Raw genomic sequence first — 19,537 nt, forward strand, 5'->3', positions numbered from 1 at the left:
GAAGTACCTGACGCACCAGTAGTCAGGCCACTGAACCCACGAAGGCCGCGGACCCGTAACCAGGTCCGCGGCCTTCGTGTTTTTCACCCCGTTTTCCTGCACGACCCACTTACCCCACGCAAGACCCTGACAGGAGTCCACCTGATGTTGACCGTGACCGTCCCGATAGCCGGGACGCTGTCCACCGAGTCCGACCTGATCGGAGCTGGTGTCGCGACCTTGATCGACACCGCGCCGGACGCCGGCCTGGAGCTCCCCTGCCGCACCAACAATCCCGACCTGTGGTTCGCCGACGCACCGGCGGAGTTGGAGGAGGCCAAGAAGTTCTGCGCCGCGTGCCCGGTCATCGCCGAGTGCCTCGCGGGTGCGCTCGCCCGGCACGAGCCCTGGGGGGTCTGGGGTGGCGAGATCTTCGAGCGCGGAGCCGTGATCGCGCGCAAGCGCCCCCGTGGGCGCCCGCGCAAGGACGCGGCACCCGTTGTTCCCGCGGCGCCCGCCGCGACCGCTGTCCGGGGGGCTACCGACCAGGAGGCCGCCGCGTGACCACGTACCGAACCACCAGCGACGAAGCCGTGCTCATCGAACTGAACCCCAGGGGGAACCCCATGTTGCTCGAAGAAAACCTGGCCAGATCCCGAATGCACGACGCGGAGATATACGCGCGACAGCATCGGCTGGCCCACCGCCTCGTCGTCGCCCGCAGGTGGCGTCGGCTGGCCGGTTGGGCCGAGCGCAGGGCCCGACTGAAGGCCCGCGTCCTCTGATGCACGACCGGGCCCGCCCTTCCCGTCCGACACGGGGAGGCGGGCCTCGCCGTTTTCGGGGGGAGGGATCGTCCCGTCGTCGGTACGGTGCGTTGTGTGGCTGCTCACTCTCACCACCCGGCTCACCACCACCCGGGCCGAACCCCCGACCGGATCGACTGGTCGTCCCGCCTGACGATGCTGCGGCAGGCCGACGAGCTGGACGCGGAGGCCCACCGCGTCGTCGCGCGCCGGCTCGTCCGCGCCCTGCCCGACACCCCGACCGTCCTCGACATCGGGTGCGGCGCCGGCGGGATGGCGGTGGCGTTCACCGAAGCGCTGGTCGCCCGCGGCGGCGGGACGGTCGTGCTGGTCGACGCCACACCGGAGCTGCTGGACGCGGCGACGAGCGCGGCACGCTCGGCCGCCGCCTACGGCGGTGACACGACCAGCGCACCCGTCCGGGTCCGGCCGGTGCTGGCCGACCTGGCCGCCGAACGGCCCGTCGACCTCGCCGGACCCGCCCAGCTGGTGTGGGCGTCGAACGTGGTGCACCACCTGCCGGACCAGCGGTCCGCCGTGGCCGGGTTGGTGGAGGCGGTGGCGCCGGGTGGGTGGTTGGCGCTCGCCGAGGGCGGGCTCGAAGGCAAGTTCCTCCCGTGGGACCTGGGGGTGGGGGAGCCCGGCTTGCAGGAACGACTGGCCGCCGCGCGCGCCCAGTGGTTCGTGCGGATGCGCGAGGACACCCACGGCTCCGTGCGGATGTCCGGTGGCTGGAACACCGTGCTCGCCGACCTCGGCCTGCTCGACGTGACGGCCTTCAGCTACCTCGTCGACCACCCCGCGCCCGCCGGGCAGGCGGTCCGGGACTGGGCCGTCGACCGGCTCCGCTGGTTCGCGGAGATCGCCGGCGACCTGCTGCACCCCGCGGACCGGCGCACCGTCCGGCAGCTCCTCGACCCGGGCGATCCCGCCTACCTGGGGTCGCGCGACGACGTCTTCCTGCTCCTGGCCAACACCGTCCACCTCGGTCGCAGGGCATGACCGACGCCGGTGGCGCGTGCGCCCGGTGCGGACGGACCCGGGACTCGGTCACCGACGCCGCCCAGCTGCTGGCCTGGGCGCGACAGCGGGAACGCGGCGTCGACCAGTGGCTGTGCCACGTCTGCGCGCGGGAGCACGTGCGGGACATCGAGGGGAAGCTCCCCGCCGACCACTGGGGATGAGGCGGTGCCGCTCGGGACGAGGTGGTGGGTGGGGGCCGGGGACCTCCTGAGGGCTCGGGTGTCCCGCCGGGCGGGACACGATCGGTGGAATCCGGCAGGCCGTGATCCGGTAGGCGGGATCGGGTCGACCGGTGCTCCGGCCGGGGGCCGGCCGACAGCCGGTCAGCGGAGGGTGGCGGCCAGGAGCCTCAGGGCCGACCTGGTGGCGGCCGTGCCGCGTCTGCTGCCCGCCTCCAGTTCCGCCGTCAGGTCCTCGACCGTGCACAGGCCCGCGCGCACCGCCCCGGCCAGGACGTGGTGACGTCTCAGCGGGTAGGGCTCGTGCCGCACCGAGTCCAGGACCGCCCTGGTCGGCTCGGTGAACGGCAGGCCGTCGCGCACGACCACACCCGGTGGGCGGCTCGTGCGTTCCAGCACCACCCGGGGCGTGCCCTGCCGGCGGCGGCTCGCCGGTTGCAGCAGGTGGACGTGGCGCGGTGGCCGGGCGGGCAGGCCCTGGGCGGCCAGGGCGTCGGCTCCGGTGATCACCGCGCCCGGACCCGCGTAGGCCACGGCGGCCCGGAGGCGTTGGGCGCGGGTGGGCGGCTGGGCGCTGAGCAGCAGCACGCCCGGCAGGATGCGCTGCCACGGGCCGCCGGGGCGGCACCTGAGCTCGATGACGTGGCCGGGGACGCCGGCGGCCTTCAGGTCGGCGGTCCTGGCGACGTCCGTGGTCCTGGTGACGTCCGTGGTCCTGGTGGTGTCCATGGGGGCAACGGTGGCGGACACCGGGGCGGTGTGCCAGGGAGCGCGGGCTGGTTGTGGACAACTCCGGAAGCTGTGGACAACTCAGTCCGCGAAGCCCGGCTGCCAGCGGGAGACGATGGCTTTGGCCTGCACGTTCGCGTCGAGCTGGCAGAGGATGCCCGTCGCACCCAGCGTCACCCTGTGGACAAGTAGGTACTGGGGCGGAAGGTTGAGGGACCTTCCCGTTTGCGAATCGGGGCTGCGGAGATCGCCCACCCGCTCCGCCTGCTGCTGCAACCACCGGCGCGTGAAGTGGAACGTCTCGGTGCGCAGCGGCTCGACGAACGGCGCCAGGTAGTTCAGCACGTCCTCGGCGTGCAGCTCGGTGCCCGGGCGGATGAAGTGCTCGGTGCGCAGCAGCTCCTCCAGGTCCGCCGAACGGCCCTCCAGCGCCAACCTGGTCATCAGCCCCAGGGGCCTGGGCAGGCCGTCGGGCAGGCGGGCCACCGCGCCGAAGTCCAGGACGCGCAGCCGGCCGTCCGCGCCCAGCATGAAGTTGCCGGGGTGCGGGTCGGCGTGCAGCAGCCCCGACCGGCTCGGCGCGGAGAAGTGGAACTCCGCGAGCAGTTGGCCGGACAGGTCGCGGTCCTCCCGCGAACCGTCGCGGATGATCCTCGCGAGCGGGGTGCCCTCGGTCCACTCGGTGACCATGACCTTCGGCGAGCTGGCCACCACGCGCGGCACGAGCACGTGGTCGTCGTCGGCGAACGCCTTGGCGAACACCCGCTGGCTGGCCGCCTCGGTGCGGTAGTCCAACTCCTCCAGGTACCGGTCGCGCAGCTCCTCCAGCAGCGGCTTCACCTCGGTGCCGGGCATGATCGCCTGCATCAGCCTGCTGAACCGCAGCAGCTGCTTCAGGTCCGACTCCAGGGCCTCGTCCGCACCGGGGTACTGCACCTTCACGGCCACGTCGCGCCCGTCGTGCCACACCGCGCGGTGCACCTGGCCGATGCTCGCGGACGCTGCGGGTGTGTCGTCGAACGACGCGAACCGCTTGGCCCAGCCCGTGCCGAGCTGCTCGGCCAGCACGCGGTGCACGGTGCGCGTCGGCATCGGCGGCGCCGCGGTCTGGAGCTTGGTCAGCGCCTCGCGGTACGGCTCGGCCAGCTCCTCCGGCACCGCCGCCTCGAACACGCTCAGGGCCTGGCCGAACTTCATCGCGCCGCCCTTGAGCTGCCCGAGCACCGCGAACACCTGCTCGGCGGTCTTCGCCGACACCTCGGCGTTGACCTCATCGGAGCTGCGGCCTGCCAAGCGCTTGCCCCAGCCGCCCACCACCCGGCCCGCCACCCCGAGCGGGAGGCTGGCCAGCTTGGCGGTGCGCTGCACGGCCTTGCGCGGGATCTCAGTCACCCGGGAATTCTCCTCCCGCCGGTCCTCGTGGTCGCGCTGGATCGCGTTACCCCACCAAAACCTACACAGCTCTCCCTGAGGGGCCGTCACGTCGCGGAGCGGCACTCGCAGCGCGGGTGCACCGGCGCTATCCGGTGCTCCACCGCCCCGGCGAACGCGTCGACCTCCACGACCGCGTCCCAGGTCGGTGGCCGGGTGCGCATCTCGGCGCCGCGGTCGAGCGCCAGCAGCGCCTGGCCGACGGCGAAGCCCGCCGTGGCGGTCACCGTGGCCACGTCGGCGTGCTGGACGCGGTCGACGAGCTGCGCGGCCAGCACCGGCCACTCCGGGTCCTCGTCGGCGGTGTGCATGTCCGCGCACCTCAGGCAGCTGCTGCGACCCGGCACGACGAGCGGCCCGACGACGCCGAGGCCCTCGCGGACGCGCACGGCCAGGTGCGGCGTGCGCGAGGCCAGCAGGCCGATGAGCAGCTCCGGCGCGGGCACCAGCACGTCCGCCAGCACGACGAGGTCGACGTGCCGGGGCGCCGGCCGGACACCGCCGCACGCCCGCTCCACGGCCGCCGCCGCGGCGGCGGAGCGCGGCCTGCCCACGTCGTCGTCGGTGTAACCCGATCCGGTGTCCTCCGGTCCGACGCGGCCTCGCGCGACCACCCGGACGTGTCCCACGCCGGCGGCGGCGAGGAGGGTCGCGACGGTCACCGCGAGCCGCCCCTCGCCGTGCACGACGACGACCCGGTCGGCCCGCTCGGCGGGCAGCCCGGGCGCGGGGCGACGGGTCCGCAGCGCCCACGACGACACCTCGGCGGTCAGCCGGGGGTGCGGCGCGGGCACCGACTCCTCGACCAGGCCGGCCCGCGCCAGCCCGTGCAGCACGCCCGCCAGCTCGACGGCCTGCGTGCCGTGGGGCGCGAGCTGTTCGCGCAGCTCGGAGAGGGTGTGCCGGCCGGTGAGGTCGAGCAGGACGGACGCCATGGGGGCGGGCACGTCCTCGACCAGCACGGCGTGCCGGGGGTCGGTGCCGATCTGCACCACGTCGTTCCGGCGGCGCAGCAGCGGCAGGCCGGGCAGGACCCTGGGTCGGTTCGGGAGATCCACACCGGCAGCGTGGCCCCGCCGCCCGGAATCGCGAAACGCCCGTCCACAGGTCCGCGATCCGTCCACAGGCGACACCGGGGCCCTTGACAGGTGGCCGGGCGCGCGGCCCGGCCACCCGCAGGACGTCAGACCTTCGCCTTGCCGAGAATCCGGGTCACCGTGGTCCCGCAGACCGGGCACTTGCCCTTGGCCATCCTGCGGTTGTTGCTCTCGTGCACCTCGCCCGTGAAATCGCGCTTCTCACGGCACTTGACGCAGTAGCCGTTGTAGGTCTCGGCCACGGCTTCCTCCTTGCTTCGAGAGTGCGGGGCGATCTGCGCCACACTCGGGGGCTGACCAGCACGCTACCTGTGGGGAGTCCGTCCCGCTGCACGCCGCGTCGATCGTGTCCAGCCGCCTTTCGGTGGAACCTGATCGTCCGTTGCCACACACGCCGCCGCTTGGCCGCCGCGGATTGTCGGTCCGGGGCCTTACCGTGAATGCCATGCCCGAACCGCAGGTGGAGGTGCGGCGCAGCGCCCGGCGCCGTCGCATGGTGAGCGCGTACCGCGAAGGGGACACCGTCGTCGTCCTGCTGCCGGCCCGCATGACGAAGACCGAGGAGAAGCACTGGGTGGCGGAGATGCTGAGCCGCCTCCAGCGCAGCGAGACCCGACGCCGGTCGCCGACGCGCACGTCCGACGCCGCCCTGCTCCAGCGGTGCGAGGAGCTCGCCGACCGCCACCTGGACGGCGTGCGCCCGAGCAGCGTGCGGTGGGTGCCGCCGATGCGCACGAGGTGGGCGTCGTGCACGCCCAGCGAGGGCACGATCCGGATCAGCGAGCGCCTGCGCGAGGTGCCCTCGTGGGTGCTCGACTACGTGCTGGTGCACGAGCTGGCGCACCTGCGGGTGCCCGGCCACGGGAAGGACTTCTGGCAGCTCGTGCACAGGTACCCGAGGGCGGAGCGCGCCATCGGGTACCTGGAGGGCATCTCGGCGGCCGCGGGCCTGGGCATCACCGAGGAGGACTAGCGGGACCGGTGCGCGGCGACGACGGCGCCGCGCACCCGGGCGCTACTTGGCGTCGCCGCCCGAGGGGCCGTCCTCGTCGGAGGGGCCCGCGCCGGCGGCGCCGTCGTCGGGAGCGCCGTCGTCGGACTTGTCGCGCAGCGTGCGCTCCAGCTCCGCCATCGGGTCCTCCAGCGCCTTGCGCGTGGTCCCGAACCGCTCCGCGAACTCCATCGGGTCGTCGAGGTCCTCCGCCGACGGCACCAGGTCGGGGTGCTCCCACACGCTCTCGCGCTGCTCGATGCCGTGCTGGTCGCCCAGCAGCTTCCACAGCGCCGCCGCCGAGCGGTGCCGGCGCGGCCGCAGCTCCAGGCCGACCAGGGTGGCGAACGTCTGCTCCGCCGGACCACCGGACGCCCGGCGCCGCCGCAGCGTCTCGCGCAGCGCCTCCGCGCCGGGCAGGCGCTCGCCGACGGCCTCGTTCACCACGACGTCGACCCAGCCCTCGACCAGGGCCAACAGCGTCTCCAGGCGGGCCAGCGCGGCCTTCTGCTCGGGCGTGGTCTGGGGTTCGAGCATCCCCGACTTCATCGCTTCCTCGATGCTCGCCGGGTTCGACGGGTCCACCTGGCCCGCCAGCTGCTCCAGCGCCGAGGTGTCCACCGCGATGCCCTGCGCGAACTCCTCCACCAGGTCCAGCAGCCGCTGCCGCAGCCACGGCACGTGGCTGAACAGCCGCTGGTGGGCGGCCTCGCGGGCGGCGAGGAACACCAGCACCTCGCTGGCCGGGCGCTCCAGGCCCTCGGTGAACTTCTCGATGTTCGCGGGCAGCAGCGCCGCCGTGCCCTCCGGCCCCAGCGGCAGGCCCACCTCGGTCGAGGTCAGCACCTCGGAACCGAGCTGCGCCAGTGCGCCGCCGAGCTGCGAGCCGAACGCCATGCCGCCCATCTGGCCGAGCATCGACAGCAGCGGGCCGGCGGCCTCCTTGGCCTCGGCGGGCATCGCGTCGACCCACGCGCCGGACACGCGCCGCGCCACCGGGTCGCACAGCCGCTGCCACGTCGGCAGCGTGCGCTCCACCCACTCGCGCGCGCTCCAGCTCTGCGTGGTGCGCACCCCCGCGGGCAGCGCCGTCACCGGGTCGAGCCACATCTCCGCCAGGTGCACGGCGTCGGCCACCGCGGTGCCCTGGTCGGGGCCGAAGCCCAGGGCGGTGCCCGGCTTCCCGGCCAGCTGCTGGAGGGCGATCTGCTTCGCCAGGTCGTAGTTGACCGGCCCGGACGACGAGTTCGCGTTGCTGAACATCGCGCCGAGCTGGCTCAGCATCGCGCCGAGCTGGTTGAAGTCGAAGGGGTTCGCGTCCCCCTGGTCCCCCGGCTTGCGGCCTCGGTCGTCGGGGTCCTGCGGGCCGAACCCGAAGGGCAGGTCACTCATGCCACCACGGTACGCGGGATGCGGCGTCGAGGCGGAGCCGAGGAGCGGCGACGCGGACCGGTTCGCCCCCGGCGCAACCGCGTGGTCGTACCCTGTCGGGCGTGACCGAAGGCACCGACACCGTCGTGGACCAGGCACCGCCCACCCCGAAGCCCCCGCGGCGCGGCCTGACCAGGCGCACGTGGACCCTGGTGATCAGCCTCGCGGTGGTCCTGGTCCTCGGGCTGCTCGGCGGGTTCGCCCGGGTGCCGTACGTGGCGCTGGGCCCCGGTCCGACGTACGACACGCTGGGCCAGGTCAACGGCGGCGACGTCGTGGCGATCGAGGGCCAGGAGACGTTCCCGACCGGCGGTCGGCTGACCATGACCACGGTGTCGCTCACCGACGACGTGTCGCTGTTCGGCGCGCTCGGCCTGTGGGTCAGCGGCCGGTACGCGCTCGCGCCGCGCGAGGAGTTCTTCCGCCCCGGCGAGTCCGAGCAGCAGGTCCGCGACCAGAACGTGAAGGCTTTCCAGGACTCGCAGACCAGCGCCGAGGTCGCCGCGCTGCGCTACCTGGACTACCCGATGAAGGTCGTCGCCGCCGAGATCACGAACGACACGGCCGCGGCCGGCGTGCTCCAGCCCGACGACCGGCTGCTGGAGGTCAACGGCAAGCAGGTCGTGACGGCCGACGACGTGCGGCCCGCCCTGGAGACCACCAAGCCGGGTGACCGGATCCAGCTGACCTTCGAGCACGAGGGCGAGCGCAAGACCGCCACGGTCACGCTCGGCCGGGCCGACGGCCGCGAGACCGGCTTCCTCGGCGTGCTGCCGCTGGACCGCGCCGACGTGCCGTTCGACATCAAGATCAGCCTGAACGACGTCGGCGGCCCGTCCGCGGGCATGATGTTCGCCCTGTCGATCGTCGACAAGCTGACCCCCGGCGAGCTGAACGGCGGCCAGTCCGTCGCGGGCACCGGCGAGATCAACGACAAGGGCGAGGTCGGCCGCATCGGCGGCATCCAGTTCAAGCTGGTCGCCGCCGCCGAGGGCGGCGCCACCGCGTTCCTGGTGCCGGCGGGCAACTGCGACGAGGCCAGGCAGCACGCCCCGGAGGGCATGCGCCTGGTCAAGGTCGAGAAGCTCGACGACGCCGTGCGCGCGCTGGAGAGCCTGGCCGCCGGCGGCGACGCGCCCTCCTGCTGACCGCGCCCTCCTGCTGACCGCGGCCGCCGGTCACCTCACGGCTGGAGGGTCTCCAGCAGCGCGCGCGTGAGGTTCGGGGCCAGCTCGGGGTGCGCGACGACCTCCTCGGGCACCTCCGTGCTCCCGCGCAGCCGCAGCACGCACGCCGCCGACCCGTCCCGCAGCACGGCCGCCACCAGGCGCGCCTCCCGCCGCTGGGGGTGCTCGGCGGCGAACCGGCGGGCCGCCTCGTCGTCCAGCTCGCCCTCGGCCAGCTGCGCCTCGGCGTCCGGCGGCAGCACCACGATCTCCTGCGCGAGCGCGCACCCGCGCACCACGTCCGGCCACACGATCCCGGCCAGCGCCCGGTCCAGCTCCGAGTCGGGCAGCGAGTCCTGCGCGATGGGCGTCAGCGGCGACGAGTCCGGGTCGAGCTGACCGGCCAGCTCGGGCTGCTGCGCGAGCAGCTCCGACGTCGGGACCAGCGCGAACAGCTGGGTCGGCTGGTTCCACCCACCGGTGGACACGAACTCCTCGACCTCGCGGGCGACGGCGGGCAGCACCACGGGCGGCGTTTCACTGGCTGACACGCCCGCCATGGTCGCATCACCCCGAAACGGTCGACCGAACGGGGAACCCCGAGAGGCCTCCGTAGAGTTGGACAGAACGTACGAACGCCACTACCGCGATCCAGGAGCGTGCCCCGTGGCCACACGGCCCCCGGTCGGACTGCCCAGGCTGTCCCGTCGCAGCCGGATATTGCTCATCGTCGGTGCGGTGGTCCTGGTCGGTCTGATCACCGGCTCAAGGCTGCTCGGCACCTACGTCAACTGGCTCTGGTTCGGCGAGGTCGGCTTCCGCAGCGTCTACGGCACCGTGCTCGCGACCCGCCTCGGGTTGTTCGCGGCGGTGGCGCTGCTGGTGGGCGGACTCGTCGCGATCAACCTCATCGTCGCCTACCGCACACGACCCGTGTTCGTGCCGGTCTCCGGACCCGACGACCCGGTCGCCCGCTACCGCTCGGTCGTCACCCGGCGCATGCGGCTGTTCGCGATCGGCCTGCCGGTGCTCGTCGGCGTCGTCGCCGGGACCTCCGCGCAGGGGGACTGGCAGCGGTTCCAGCTGTTCCTCAACTCCACGCCGTTCGGCGTGACCGATCCCGAGTTCGGCCACGACATCGGCTTCTACGCCTTCGAGCTCCCCTTCTACACGTGGCTGCTGTCGTGGCTGTTCATCGCCACCGCGGTGTCGTTCGTGGGCGCGGTCGTGGCGCACTACCTGTTCGGCGGCATCCGGCTCGCGGGCCGCGGCGGGCAGCTCTCCGGCCCCGCGCGCGCCCACCTGGCCATCGTCGCCGGCGTGTTCATCCTGCTCAAGGCCGTCGCCTACTTCTTCGACCGGTACCAACTGCTGTTCTCCGACCGGAACGACAAGTTCGACGGCGCGAGCTACACCGACCTGAACGCGGTGCTGCCCGCCAAGCTGATCCTGCTGTTCATCGCGGTCTTCTGCGCCATCGCGTTCTTCGCGGGCGCGGTGCTGCGCAACCTCCAGCTGCCGGCCATCGCGACCGTGCTGCTGGTGCTCTCCAGCATCCTGGTCGGCGCCGCCTGGCCCGCCGTGCTGGAGCAGTTCTCGGTCCGGCCGAACGCCATCGAGAAGGAAGCGGAGTCGATCGACCGCAGCATCACCTCGACCAGAGAGGCCTACGGGCTCACCGAGGACAGGGTCGAGACCAAGCCGTACGACGGCAAGCAGAACGTCTCGCTGGACGAGCTGAAGGCCGACCAGGCGACGCTGGGCAACGTCCGGCTGCTCGACCCGGCCGTCGTGTCCAAGACGTTCACCCAGTTCCAGCAGCTGCGGCCGTTCTACGGGTTCCCGGACAAGCTCGACGTCGACCGGTACACAGTGGACGGGGACCTCCAGGACTACATCGTCGCGGTCCGCGAGCTGAACACCGCGGGCATCCCGCAGGGCCAGCGCGACTGGATCAACCAGCACCTGATCTACACCCACGGCAACGGCATGGTGTTCGCCGAGGCCAGCAAGGTCAACTCGCCGGCCAACGAGGGCGGTGACGGCGGCTACCCGGTGTTCCAGGTGGCCCAGGTCGGCCAGGACGGGAAGGTCCAGCCCGGTCCGTTCGGCGTCGAGCAGCCGCGCACCTACTACGGCGAGCTGGGCGGCGCGGGCGACTACGCGATCGTCGGCGGCCGCAGCGAGGGCGCGCCGGGCGAGTACGACACCGACGGCTCGCAGTACACCTACACCGGCAAGGGCGGCGTCCGCATCGGCGGCCTGTTCAACAAGCTGGTGTTCGCCGCCGCCTACGGCGAGCGGAACATCCTGTTCAACTCGGCCATCGGCGACGACTCGCGGATCATCTTCGAGCGCAACCCGCGCGACCGGGTGGAGAACGTGGCCCCGTGGCTGACGGTGGACGGCGACCCCTACCCGGCCGTGGTCGACGGCCGGATCACCTGGATCGTCGACGGCTACACCACGCTCGACAGCTACCCCTACGCCCGCCGCACGCCGCTGGGCGACGCCACGAACGACTCGCTGCCGGGCGTCGCGCAGCAGCCGAACCGGGAGATCAACTACATCCGGAACTCGGTCAAGGCCACTGTGGACGCCTACGACGGCGCGGTGACGCTCTACGCGATGGACGAGCAGGACCCGGTGCTCAAGGCGTGGCAGGGCGTGTTCCCCGGCACGGTGAAGCCGGGCAGCGACATGTCGCAGTCGCTGCGCGAGCACCTGCGCTACCCGGAGGACCTGTTCAAGGTCCAGCGCGAGATGCTGTCCGAGTACCACGTGGACAACCCGCGCGACTTCTACTCGGGCGTCTCGTTCTGGGACGTGCCGTCCGACCCCACCATCGACAACGCCACCACGGTCGAGGCGCAGCAGCAGGTCAGCCAGCAGCAGCGCGACCGGCAGCCGCCGTTCTACGTCCTGGCGGGCGACCCGACCGGTGACGCGAACGACGTGAGCTTCCAGCTGACCAGCGCCCTGGTGCGGCTCAACCGGGAGTTCATGGCGTCCTACGTGACGGTCAGGTCGGACCCGGACAACTACGGCAAGATCAGCGTGCTGACGCTGAACAACGAGGCCAAGGGTCCGCAGCAGATCCAGACGACGTTCCTCACCAACGGCGAGGTCTCCAGTGAGCTGAACCTGCTCACCCAGCGCCAGACGAAGGTCGTCTACGGCAACCTGCTGACCCTCCCGGTCGGTGGCGGGCTGCTCTACGTGGAGCCCATCTACATCGAACGGGCGAGCCAGAACACCCAGTTCCCGCAGCTCTACAAGGTGCTCGTCAGCTTCGGCGACAAGGTGGGCTACGCGCCGACGCTGAGCGAGGCGCTGGAGGAGGTGCTGACCGGGGCCGGGGTGCAGGTGCCCGACCCGAACACCGGCGAGCCGCCGGCGTCCACGCCGCCGACGTCGCCCTCCACGCCCACCACGCAGCCCCCGGGCGACGGGACTGGGCAGACGGAGCTCCAGCGGGCTGTCCAGGACATCCGGACGGCCATGGACCGGGTGAAGGCCGCGAACGCGAGCGGTGACTTCGCCGAACTGGGCAGCGCCTACAAGGCGCTGGACGACGCGCTCAAGCGGTTCGACGCGGCCGACGGCACCACGCCGCCGCAGCCATCGGCGGTGCAGCCGTCACCCACGCCGACCGGCTGACCAGGAGCTGAGCAACCGAATCGGGTGGCCCCGGCAGGACGGGGCCACCCGATTTGCATCTCCGCCACCCGGCGCGTACAGTTCTAATTACCAACGCGGGGTGGAGCAGCTCGGTAGCTCGCTGGGCTCATAACCCAGAGGTCGCAGGTTCAAATCCTGTCCCCGCTACCACGGCGAAGACCCTCTTCCGGATTTCGGGAGAGGGTCTTCTGCTTTTGGCGCACCGGGTTCCGCGTGTGCCGGGAGCGGATTCGCCGGTTTCGGCAGTACGGCTCCGCCAGGTGGTCTGAACTGCGGAAACGCGTTCAGGTACCCCCCTGTAAAACGGGTTCGCGGGGGTGTGTATAGTTCTACTTGCAGCGCGGGGTGGAGCAGCTCGGTAGCTCGCTGGGCTCATAACCCAGAGGTCGCAGGTTCAAATCCTGTCCCCGCTACCACGGCGAAGGCCCCCTTCCGGATATCCGGGAGGGGGCCTTTTGCTCGTTCGGGGATCACGTCATGTTCTCGGCCCAGTACTGGGCGCAGGTCAGCGAGCACACCCGGCCCTCGCCGCTCACCGTGCGGTGCCGGCGGATCTGCTTGCCGCACACCATGCACTCGTCCTTGCCCGCCTGCTCCGGGATCGAGCCGGACGCCCACGCGCGGGCGTTGCGCACCACCTTGGTGGTACCGGTCGTCCACTTGGCCCCGGTCGTCCACTTGATGCCCACAGTTGACCTCCCAGAAGAACGAACACCCCGGGTAATGGTCCCACCACCGGGCGTGCAAGCCACGTCGAGCGGCCGAAACCACCGGGTTGTGCTATTCACCGGGGCACCGGACCGGGTGGACCGACGCGGCGAGTGACGCACCGCTGCCGTTAGGGTGAACGCAGAAAGTGCGGCTTCCCTTGTGGGTCAATGGATTTCCACTCGACGTGGACAACCCGGGTCAAGCGGCCGAACGCGTGGCGCCGGCCGGCGACCGGTTACTCAGCGGAGCTTCTCGTTGCTCCGCTTGGCCCAACTCCACTAGCCCGTGATCAGCCACAGTGGACAGAACGGCTGACCATTGTGGACACCGTGGCCACGGCGTGGCACCGTTGGGTGCGTGTCGGACCTGAATGCGACGGCGGCGGCCCTGCTGGGGCTGCTGCACGACGGACCCAAGACCGGTGGCCAGCTCGTGGCTGAGGCCGGGGAGCGCTTCGGTGCGTTCTTCAGCGTCACCCGCAGCCAGGTCTACCGCGAGCTGCCCGCGTTGGCGGACGCCGGCCTGCTGCGCCTCGGCAAGCAGGGCCCCCGCTCCAGCCAGCAGTACGTCCTCACGGCGGCGGGCAAGAAGGCGTTCAAGAACTGGCTGCTCTCCCAACCGGGACCGGACCACCTGCGCAGTCCGCTGATCCTGCGGATGGTGCACGCCGGTTTCCTGACCCCGAAGCAGCGGCAGGGCCTCGTGGACTCGGCGCGCGCGAGCTACACCGCCGACCAGGAGGCCGCCAGGACCGCTGTGAAGACCGCGGAGGACGCCTACTCCAAGGCGGTCGCCGAGTTCGGCCTGGCCCACGCCAAGGCCGTGCTGAAGCTGCTCGACGCCATCCCGCAGGGCTGAGGCGCGCCGACCGGTCGCACTCCGCGGCCGGTCCTGGCGTAATCTTCAGCCGTGAACCCCGACGTCGAAGCAGACATCAAGGACCTCTCCGCCACCCTCGCGAGCATCGAGGCGGTGATGGACCTCGATGCGCTGCGCGCGCAGCTGGTCGACCTGGAGCAGGAGGCCACCCGCCCCGACCTGTGGGACGACCAGGAGAAGGCGCAGCGGGTCACCAGCCAGCTCTCCCACAAGCAGGGCGAGCTGCGCCGGGTGACGAGCCTGCGCGACCGCCTCGACGACCTCGGCATCATGTACGAGCTGGCCGAGGACGAGGGCGACGCGGGCAGCCTCGCCGAGGCCGACACCGAGCGCGCGAAGCTCCGCGAGGAGATCTCCTCCCTGGAGGTCCGCACCCTGCTCTCCGGCGAGTACGACGAGCGCAACGCGCTGGTCACGATCCGCGCCGAGGCGGGTGGCGTGGACGCCGCGGACTTCGCCGAGATGCTCCTGCGCATGTACTCGCGCTGGGCCGAGCGGCACGGCTACTCCGTCGACGTGTTCGACACCTCCTACGCGGAGGAGGCGGGCATCAAGTCCGCGACGTTCCGCGTCAGCGCCCCCTACGCCTACGGCACGCTGAGCGTCGAGCAGGGCACCCACCGGCTCGTGCGCATCTCGCCGTTCGACAACCAGGGCCGCCGGCAGACGTCGTTCGCCGGCGTCGAGGTGGTGCCGGTGGTCGAGCAGACCGACCACGTCGACATCGACGAGAAGGACCTGCGGGTCGACGTGTACCGCTCGTCCGGCCCCGGCGGCCAGGGCGTGAACACGACGGACTCCGCGGTGCGCCTCACGCACATCCCGACCGGCATCGTCGTCTCCTGCCAGAACGAGCGCAGCCAGCTCCAGAACAAGGCCACCGCCATGGCGGTCCTCCAGGCGAAGCTGCTGGAGCGGCAGCGCCAGGAGGAGCAGGCCAGGATGGACGCCCTCAAGGACAGCGGGTCGAGCTGGGGCAACCAGATGCGCTCCTACGTGCTGCACCCCTACCAGATGGTCAAGGACCTGCGCACCGAGCACGAGGTCGGCAACCCGTCCGCGGTGCTCGACGGCGAGATCGACGACTTCCTGGAGGCCGGCATCCGCTGGCGCAAGCAGCAGCAGGCCTGACGCGTTCGGTAGCGATCTCGATCGGTCAAGCCCCTGTCGGGTGAAGTCCGGCGAGGGCGAGACGGAGGCTTCACGGGGGCCGCGAGTAGACTCGCGCCTCGTGATTCGCCTCGAACACGTGTCCAAGGTCTACAAGACCTCCGCGCGCCCCGCTCTCGACAACGTCTCCGTCGAGATGGACAAGGGTGAGTTCGTGTTCCTCATCGGGCCGTCCGGGTCCGGCAAGTCCACCTTCCTCCGGCTGCTGCTGCGCGAAGAAGTGCCCAGCAAGGGCCGCGTGTACGTCTCCAACTTCGACGTCGCCAAGATGTCGCGGCGCAGGGTCCCCCGCCTGCGCCAGTCCATCGGTTGCGTCTTCCAGGACTTCCGCCTGCTGACCAACAAGACCGTGGCGGAGAACGTCGCGTTCGCGCTGGAGGTGATCGGCAAGCCCCGCAACACCATCGTGAAGGTGGTGCCCGAGGTGCTCCAGCTGGTGGGCCTCGACGGCAAGGCGGACCGGATGCCCCACGAACTCTCCGGTGGCGAGCAGCAGCGGGTGGCCATCGCCCGCGCGTTCGTCAACCGGCCCCTGGTCCTGCTCGCCGACGAGCCGACCGGAAACCTGGACCCCGACACGAGCCAGGACATCATGTTGCTGCTGGAGCGGATCAACCGCACCGGCACGACGGTGCTGATGGCCACCCACGACCACTCCATCGTCGACTCCATGCGCCGCCGCGTGGTCGAGCTGGACCACGGCCGCATCATCCGCGACGACGCGCGGGGCGTGTACGGCGTGGGCCGCTGAGCCCCTCCGCCGCGAACCCCTCGTCCCCCCGACCCTGAGGAACGCTCCCCCCGATGCGTACCAGCTTCGTGTTCAGCGAGGTCGTGACCGGCCTGCGCCGGAACGTCACGATGACCATCGCGATGATCCTCACGACCGCGATCTCGCTCTTCCTGCTCGGCATGGGCCTACTGGTCGTGCGCATGGTCGACAAGATGCAGGACAACTACCAGGGCAAGCTGGAGGTCTCGGTCCTGCTGACGAACGACGTCAGCGCGAACGACAAGGACTGCACGCAGCAACCGTGCGCCTCGCTGCGCAGCCAGCTGGAGACCACCTCCGGGGTCAAGACGGTCGTCTACGAGAACCGCGAGAAGGGCTTCGAGCGGTTCAAGAAGATCTTCGAGGCGCAGCCCGAGCTGGTGAAGCTCGCCCGCCCGGAGGCGATCCCGTCGACCTTCCGGGTGAGCCTGGAGGACCCCGAGCGCTCCGACGTGATCGTGCAGGCGTTCAGCGGGAAGGCCGGCGTGAAGGCGGTGAACGACCAGGGTGAGTTCCTCGCCCGGCTGTTCGACGTGCTCAACGGCCTGCGGGACGGCGCGCTCGGCCTCGCCGCGTTCCAGGCGCTGGCCGCGCTGCTGCTGATCTCGAACACCATCCAGGTGTCGGCGTTCACCCGCCGCACGGAGGTCGGCATCATGCGGCTGGTGGGCGCGACCCGCTGGTACACGCAGCTGCCGTTCCTCATCGAGGCGGTGGTGGCGGGCATCATCGGCGCGCTCGCGGGCGTGCTGTGCCTGGTCGGGTTCAAGGCGGTGGCGCTCGACCGGGTGTTCGGAGACCTGTTCAACTCGGGGATCCTGCCGCAGATCGGGATGTTGGACATCCTGGTCATCTCGCCGATCCTGCTCGGCACCGCGGTGGTGATCTCGGCGTTGACCGGCTACGTCACGCTGCGCCTCTACGTCCGCCTCTAGGGTTCGACCGCCGATAACAGCTGGCGCGGTCACGTAAGGTTGCCGTCATGGTCAAGGAGCGCGGTCGAAAGGTGATCGCGTCGAACCGCAAGGCTCGGCACGACTACACCATCCTCGACACCTACGAAGCGGGTGTCGTGCTCGTCGGCACCGAGGTGAAGAGCCTGCGGATGGGCAGGGCGTCCCTTGTGGACGCCTTCGCCCAGGTCGACGACGGCGAGATCTGGCTGCACGCGCTGCACATCCCGGAGTACGTCGCGGGCACCTGGACCAACCACGAGGTGCGTCGCAAGCGGAAGCTGCTGCTGCACAAGGGCGAGATCGAGCGGCTGATCGGCAAGACCAAGGAGAGCGGTCTGTCGCTGATCCCGCTGTCGATGTACTTCAAGGACGGGTACGTCAAGGTCGAGCTGGCGCTGGCCAGGGGCAAGAAGTCGTACGACAAGCGGCAGGACCTGGCCAAGCGGGACGCGCAGCGGGAGATCCAGAAGGCGCACGGCCGCGCGCTGAAGGGCCGCTACTGAACGCCCGGCCCCGGCGGACGCGCACGTCCGGGGGCCGGGCGCCGGGCATCACCCCAGGTTGAGGTAGGCGAGCACGGCGCGCACGCGGCGGTGCTCCGAGGTGCTCGGCTCCAGCCCCAGCTTGGCGAAGATGTTGCCGACGTGCTTCTCCACCGCGCCGTCCGACACGACCAGCGACGCCGCGATGGCGCCGTTCGACATGCCCTCCGCCATCAGGCCCAGCACCTCGCGCTCGCGCTGGGTGAGCGAGTCGACCGGGTTGCGGCGGGCCCGCACCATGAGCTGCATCATCACCTCGTGGTCGATGCTCGTGCCGCCCCCGGCGACCCGGCGGACGGCGGCGACGAACTCCGACACGTCGGCCACCCGCTCCTTGAGCAGGTAGCCGACGCCGTTCGCGCCGCCCGCGAGCAGCTCCACCGCGTACCGCTCCTCGACGTACTGCGAGAGCACCAGCACCGGCAGGCCGGGGACGCGCCTGCGGGCCTCGATGGCGGCCCGCAGCCCCTCGTCGGTGAACGTCGGCGGCATCCGCACGTCCACCAGCGCCAGGTCGGGGCGGTGCTCCTCGACGGCGGCGAGCAGCGCCCCGCCGTCCTCGACGGCCGCCACCGTCTCGATGCCCTCGTCGGCCAGCAGGCGCTGCACGCCCACCCGCAGCAGCACCGAGTCCTCGGCGATCACCACTCGCACGGCAGCTCCGTCCGGATCACGGTCGGCCCCCCGGCGGGGCTGAGCACGACGACGACGCCGTCGATCGTCGCAGCCCGGTCCGCGAGGCCCGCGAGGCCACCCCCGGGACGCACCTCGGCGCCGCCGCGGCCGTTGTCGATGACCTCGACGACCACGGAGCCGTCCGTGCGCGACACGTCGACCAGCACCTGCGTCGCGCCCGAGTGCTTGGCGGCGTTCGTCAGCGCCTCGGCGACGGTGAAGTAGGCGGTGCTCTCCACCGCTGTCGGCGGGCGCGGCTCGACGTCCACGCGCACCTCGACCGGGATCGGGCACCTCGCCGCCAGCGACGACAGCGCCGCGTCCAACCCCCGGTCGCCCAGCACGGACGGGTAGATGCCGCGGGCCAGGTCGCGCAGCTCGGAGATGGCGAGCTTGGCGTCGGCGTGCGCCTCGGCGATCAGCTCGCGAGCGCCGTCCGGGTCCGTCTCCAGCTTGCCGCGCGCCCGGCCGAGGCCCATGGCCACCGCCACCAGCCGCTGCTGCGCGCCGTCGTGCAGGTCGCGCTCGATGCGCCTGCGCTCCACCTCCGCCGCCTCCACGCCCCGCGCCCGGCTCGCCGACAGCCGCTCGGCCTCGGCCGACAGCAGGCTCGTCCGCGACGGCCCGAGCAGCGCGCGGGCGAACGCCCCGTGGCCCCGGCCCACGGCGGTGAGCAGCCGGTACGCCAGGAAGCCGAGCACCAGGCCCACCAGGGTCACCGGGAGGGCCTTCGCGAACGAGTCGATCGAGTAGACGACGCCCGGCGCGAACTCGACCTCCCAGGTCGCGGGCAGCCGGTGCAGGTAGAACGGCAGGGCCACGGTGGCCGCGACCGCCGACCACAGGGCCACCGTCAGCGCGAACTCGATCGCCCCGAGCGGCAGCATCACCACCCAGTACGCGAAGTCCCGCCAGGTCGCCGGGTCCTTGGCGAGCGCCTTGGCGCGGGCGACGAAGCCGTCCGGCAGGGGCCGGTAGGGCCGCGCGACCTCCACGCCGAGCGCGGTCCGCACCCAGGCCCGCTCCGCCGTCGCCGCGCCGCGCGCCAGGACCATCGTCAGCACGCCGAGCGGCAGGCCCACCCAGATCACCGCGGTGCCCAGGCTGACCGCGCCCAGCGTCACCAGCAGCACGAACCAGAAGATCCCCGTCACCAGGTTCACCAGGAAGTAACCGCTGGTCCGGAGGATGCCCGGGTTGGTCCGCGTCGTCATCTTCGTCCCCACTCCTACGCCCGATGTCCCCGACCAGCATCGCCCGATGGGGTGGCGCGGACCATCAGGTGCGCCGGTCGACGGGGGGTGGGGACAGCCCTACCA

At 71.7% G+C, this 19,537-nt stretch carries 21 protein-coding genes and 2 tRNA genes; 14 read left to right on the forward strand and 9 right to left on the reverse strand.

Translation table 11 applies throughout. The annotated features are described in order from the left end of the window. The first annotated feature begins 144 nt into the window (after window positions 1–144). From J2S66_RS33645 to J2S66_RS33660, 4 genes are all read left to right on the forward strand, one after another. Complete coding sequence (locus tag J2S66_RS33645) at window positions 145–543, forward strand: WhiB family transcriptional regulator (RefSeq protein ID WP_310312793.1); 399 nt, start codon at window positions 145–147, stop codon at window positions 541–543. Further along, window positions 540–764, forward strand: coding sequence for a putative WhiB-interacting protein (locus J2S66_RS33650; RefSeq protein WP_310312796.1), 225 nt, complete (start codon window positions 540–542; stop codon window positions 762–764). The genes J2S66_RS33645 and J2S66_RS33650 overlap by 4 nt, the downstream gene beginning before the upstream one ends. A 96-nt stretch (window positions 765–860) precedes the next feature. Further along, entirely contained in the window at window positions 861–1,787 is a 927-nt protein-coding gene (locus tag J2S66_RS33655) for a class I SAM-dependent methyltransferase (protein ID WP_310312799.1), read from the forward strand. After that, the gene (locus tag J2S66_RS33660; RefSeq protein ID WP_310312801.1) at window positions 1,784–1,969 is read left to right on the forward strand and encodes a hypothetical protein; all 186 of its coding nucleotides are present in this window, start codon (window positions 1,784–1,786) and stop codon (window positions 1,967–1,969) included. The genes J2S66_RS33655 and J2S66_RS33660 overlap by 4 nt, the downstream gene beginning before the upstream one ends. A 162-nt stretch (window positions 1,970–2,131) precedes the next feature. Here the strand turns inward: J2S66_RS33660 and J2S66_RS33665 are convergent, their stop codons facing one another. The 4 genes from J2S66_RS33665 to J2S66_RS33680 form a co-directional block, all read right to left on the reverse strand. Continuing rightward, on the reverse strand, window positions 2,132–2,716 hold the full coding sequence (locus J2S66_RS33665) for a hypothetical protein (protein WP_310312804.1): 585 nt from the start codon (window positions 2,714–2,716) through the stop codon (window positions 2,132–2,134). An 81-nt stretch (window positions 2,717–2,797) separates the two neighbouring features. Next, window positions 2,798–4,108: an ABC1 kinase family protein gene (locus J2S66_RS33670; protein WP_310312807.1), complete on the reverse strand. Its 1,311-nt coding sequence runs from the start codon at window positions 4,106–4,108 to the stop codon at window positions 2,798–2,800. A gap of 86 nt (window positions 4,109–4,194) precedes the next feature. Then, on the reverse strand, window positions 4,195–5,205 hold the full coding sequence (locus J2S66_RS33675; RefSeq protein ID WP_310312810.1) for a TOMM precursor leader peptide-binding protein: 1,011 nt from the start codon (window positions 5,203–5,205) through the stop codon (window positions 4,195–4,197). 125 nt (window positions 5,206–5,330) lie between these two features. After that, complete coding sequence (locus J2S66_RS33680; RefSeq protein WP_015098458.1) at window positions 5,331–5,486, reverse strand: DUF5679 domain-containing protein; 156 nt, start codon at window positions 5,484–5,486, stop codon at window positions 5,331–5,333. A gap of 203 nt (window positions 5,487–5,689) precedes the next feature. On the opposite strand from J2S66_RS33680, the gene J2S66_RS33685 reads away from it, so the two are divergent. Next, entirely contained in the window at window positions 5,690–6,217 is a 528-nt protein-coding gene (locus tag J2S66_RS33685) for a M48 metallopeptidase family protein (protein ID WP_306748728.1), read from the forward strand. Between the two features lie 42 nt (window positions 6,218–6,259). On the opposite strand, the gene J2S66_RS33690 is transcribed toward J2S66_RS33685, so the two are convergent. Then, entirely contained in the window at window positions 6,260–7,627 is a 1,368-nt protein-coding gene (locus tag J2S66_RS33690; protein ID WP_310312826.1) for a zinc-dependent metalloprotease, read from the reverse strand. Window positions 7,628–7,728: 101 nt separating this feature from the next. Between J2S66_RS33690 and J2S66_RS33695 the strand changes: the two genes are divergently transcribed. Next, window positions 7,729–8,814 carry a YlbL family protein gene (locus J2S66_RS33695; protein WP_310312829.1) on the forward strand — a complete coding sequence of 362 codons (1,086 nt, stop codon included), beginning with the start codon at window positions 7,729–7,731 and terminating at the stop codon, window positions 8,812–8,814. A 35-nt stretch (window positions 8,815–8,849) separates the two neighbouring features. Here the strand turns inward: J2S66_RS33695 and J2S66_RS33700 are convergent, their stop codons facing one another. Next, window positions 8,850–9,392, reverse strand: a complete 543-nt coding sequence (locus J2S66_RS33700; RefSeq protein ID WP_310312832.1) for a PPA1309 family protein — start codon at window positions 9,390–9,392, stop codon at window positions 8,850–8,852. A gap of 106 nt (window positions 9,393–9,498) precedes the next feature. Between J2S66_RS33700 and J2S66_RS33705 the strand changes: the two genes are divergently transcribed. The 3 genes from J2S66_RS33705 (at window position 9,499) to J2S66_RS33715 (ending at window position 12,929) form a co-directional block, all read left to right on the forward strand. Continuing rightward, the gene (locus tag J2S66_RS33705; RefSeq protein WP_310312835.1) at window positions 9,499–12,492 is read left to right on the forward strand and encodes a UPF0182 family protein; all 2,994 of its coding nucleotides are present in this window, start codon (window positions 9,499–9,501) and stop codon (window positions 12,490–12,492) included. A 94-nt stretch (window positions 12,493–12,586) separates the two neighbouring features. Next, window positions 12,587–12,663 (forward strand) — tRNA-Met (locus J2S66_RS33710). A 189-nt stretch (window positions 12,664–12,852) separates the two neighbouring features. Beyond that, a tRNA-Met gene (locus J2S66_RS33715) sits at window positions 12,853–12,929 on the forward strand. A gap of 54 nt (window positions 12,930–12,983) precedes the next feature. Here the strand turns inward: J2S66_RS33715 and J2S66_RS33720 are convergent. Further along, complete coding sequence (locus J2S66_RS33720) at window positions 12,984–13,202, reverse strand: hypothetical protein (protein WP_306748734.1); 219 nt, start codon at window positions 13,200–13,202, stop codon at window positions 12,984–12,986. A 379-nt stretch (window positions 13,203–13,581) separates the two neighbouring features. Here J2S66_RS33720 and J2S66_RS33725 point away from each other — a divergent pair, with 379 nt between their 5' ends. From J2S66_RS33725 to smpB, 5 genes are all read left to right on the forward strand, one after another. Further along, a complete protein-coding gene (locus J2S66_RS33725; protein ID WP_306748736.1) occupies window positions 13,582–14,082 on the forward strand; it encodes a PadR family transcriptional regulator in 501 nt (166 codons plus the stop codon). 51 nt (window positions 14,083–14,133) lie between these two features. Next, window positions 14,134–15,234, forward strand: coding sequence for a peptide chain release factor 2 (prfB, locus tag J2S66_RS33730; RefSeq protein ID WP_310312839.1), 1,101 nt, complete (start codon window positions 14,134–14,136; stop codon window positions 15,232–15,234). 100 nt (window positions 15,235–15,334) lie between these two features. Beyond that, entirely contained in the window at window positions 15,335–16,024 is a 690-nt protein-coding gene (gene ftsE, locus J2S66_RS33735) for a cell division ATP-binding protein FtsE (protein ID WP_306748740.1), read from the forward strand. Window positions 16,025–16,077: 53 nt separating this feature from the next. Continuing rightward, window positions 16,078–16,980 (forward strand): permease-like cell division protein FtsX, encoded by a 903-nt coding sequence (ftsX, locus tag J2S66_RS33740; RefSeq protein ID WP_310312844.1) that lies wholly within the window; start codon window positions 16,078–16,080, stop codon window positions 16,978–16,980. Window positions 16,981–17,027: 47 nt separating this feature from the next. Further along, entirely contained in the window at window positions 17,028–17,504 is a 477-nt protein-coding gene (gene smpB / locus J2S66_RS33745; RefSeq protein WP_310312847.1) for an SsrA-binding protein SmpB, read from the forward strand. Between the two features lie 48 nt (window positions 17,505–17,552). On the opposite strand, the gene J2S66_RS33750 is transcribed toward smpB, so the two are convergent. Together J2S66_RS33750 and J2S66_RS33755 are read right to left on the reverse strand one after the other, a co-directional pair. Next, window positions 17,553–18,197, reverse strand: a complete 645-nt coding sequence (locus tag J2S66_RS33750) for a response regulator (RefSeq protein WP_306748746.1) — start codon at window positions 18,195–18,197, stop codon at window positions 17,553–17,555. Continuing rightward, window positions 18,185–19,432, reverse strand: a complete 1,248-nt coding sequence (locus J2S66_RS33755; protein WP_310312851.1) for a sensor histidine kinase — start codon at window positions 19,430–19,432, stop codon at window positions 18,185–18,187. Before J2S66_RS33755 ends, J2S66_RS33750 begins: the two co-directional genes overlap by 13 nt. Window positions 19,433–19,537: the final 105 nt, after the last annotated feature.

The sequence above is a fragment of the Saccharothrix longispora genome (assembly GCF_031455225.1).
Classification (GTDB): domain Bacteria; phylum Actinomycetota; class Actinomycetes; order Mycobacteriales; family Pseudonocardiaceae; genus Actinosynnema; species Actinosynnema longispora.

Bases quoted from the DNA above. Each gene is read 5' to 3' on its own strand.
- J2S66_RS33690 (WP_310312826.1), bottom strand. From the start codon at position 7,627: ATGAGTGACCTGCCCTTCGGGTTCGGCCCGCAGGACCCCGACGACCGA.
- J2S66_RS33700 (WP_310312832.1), bottom strand. From the start codon at position 9,392: ATGGCGGGCGTGTCAGCCAGTGAAACGCCGCCCGTGGTGCTGCCCGCC.
- J2S66_RS33665 (WP_310312804.1), bottom strand. From the start codon at position 2,716: ATGGACACCACCAGGACCACGGACGTCACCAGGACCACGGACGTCGCC.
- J2S66_RS33755 (WP_310312851.1), bottom strand. From the start codon at position 19,432: ATGACGACGCGGACCAACCCGGGCATCCTCCGGACCAGCGGTTACTTC.
- J2S66_RS33660 (WP_310312801.1), top strand. From the start codon at position 1,784: ATGACCGACGCCGGTGGCGCGTGCGCCCGGTGCGGACGGACCCGGGAC.
- J2S66_RS33645 (WP_310312793.1), top strand. From the start codon at position 145: ATGTTGACCGTGACCGTCCCGATAGCCGGGACGCTGTCCACCGAGTCC.
- smpB (WP_310312847.1), top strand. From the start codon at position 17,028: ATGGTCAAGGAGCGCGGTCGAAAGGTGATCGCGTCGAACCGCAAGGCT.
- ftsX (WP_310312844.1), top strand. From the start codon at position 16,078: ATGCGTACCAGCTTCGTGTTCAGCGAGGTCGTGACCGGCCTGCGCCGG.
- J2S66_RS33685 (WP_306748728.1), top strand. From the start codon at position 5,690: ATGCCCGAACCGCAGGTGGAGGTGCGGCGCAGCGCCCGGCGCCGTCGC.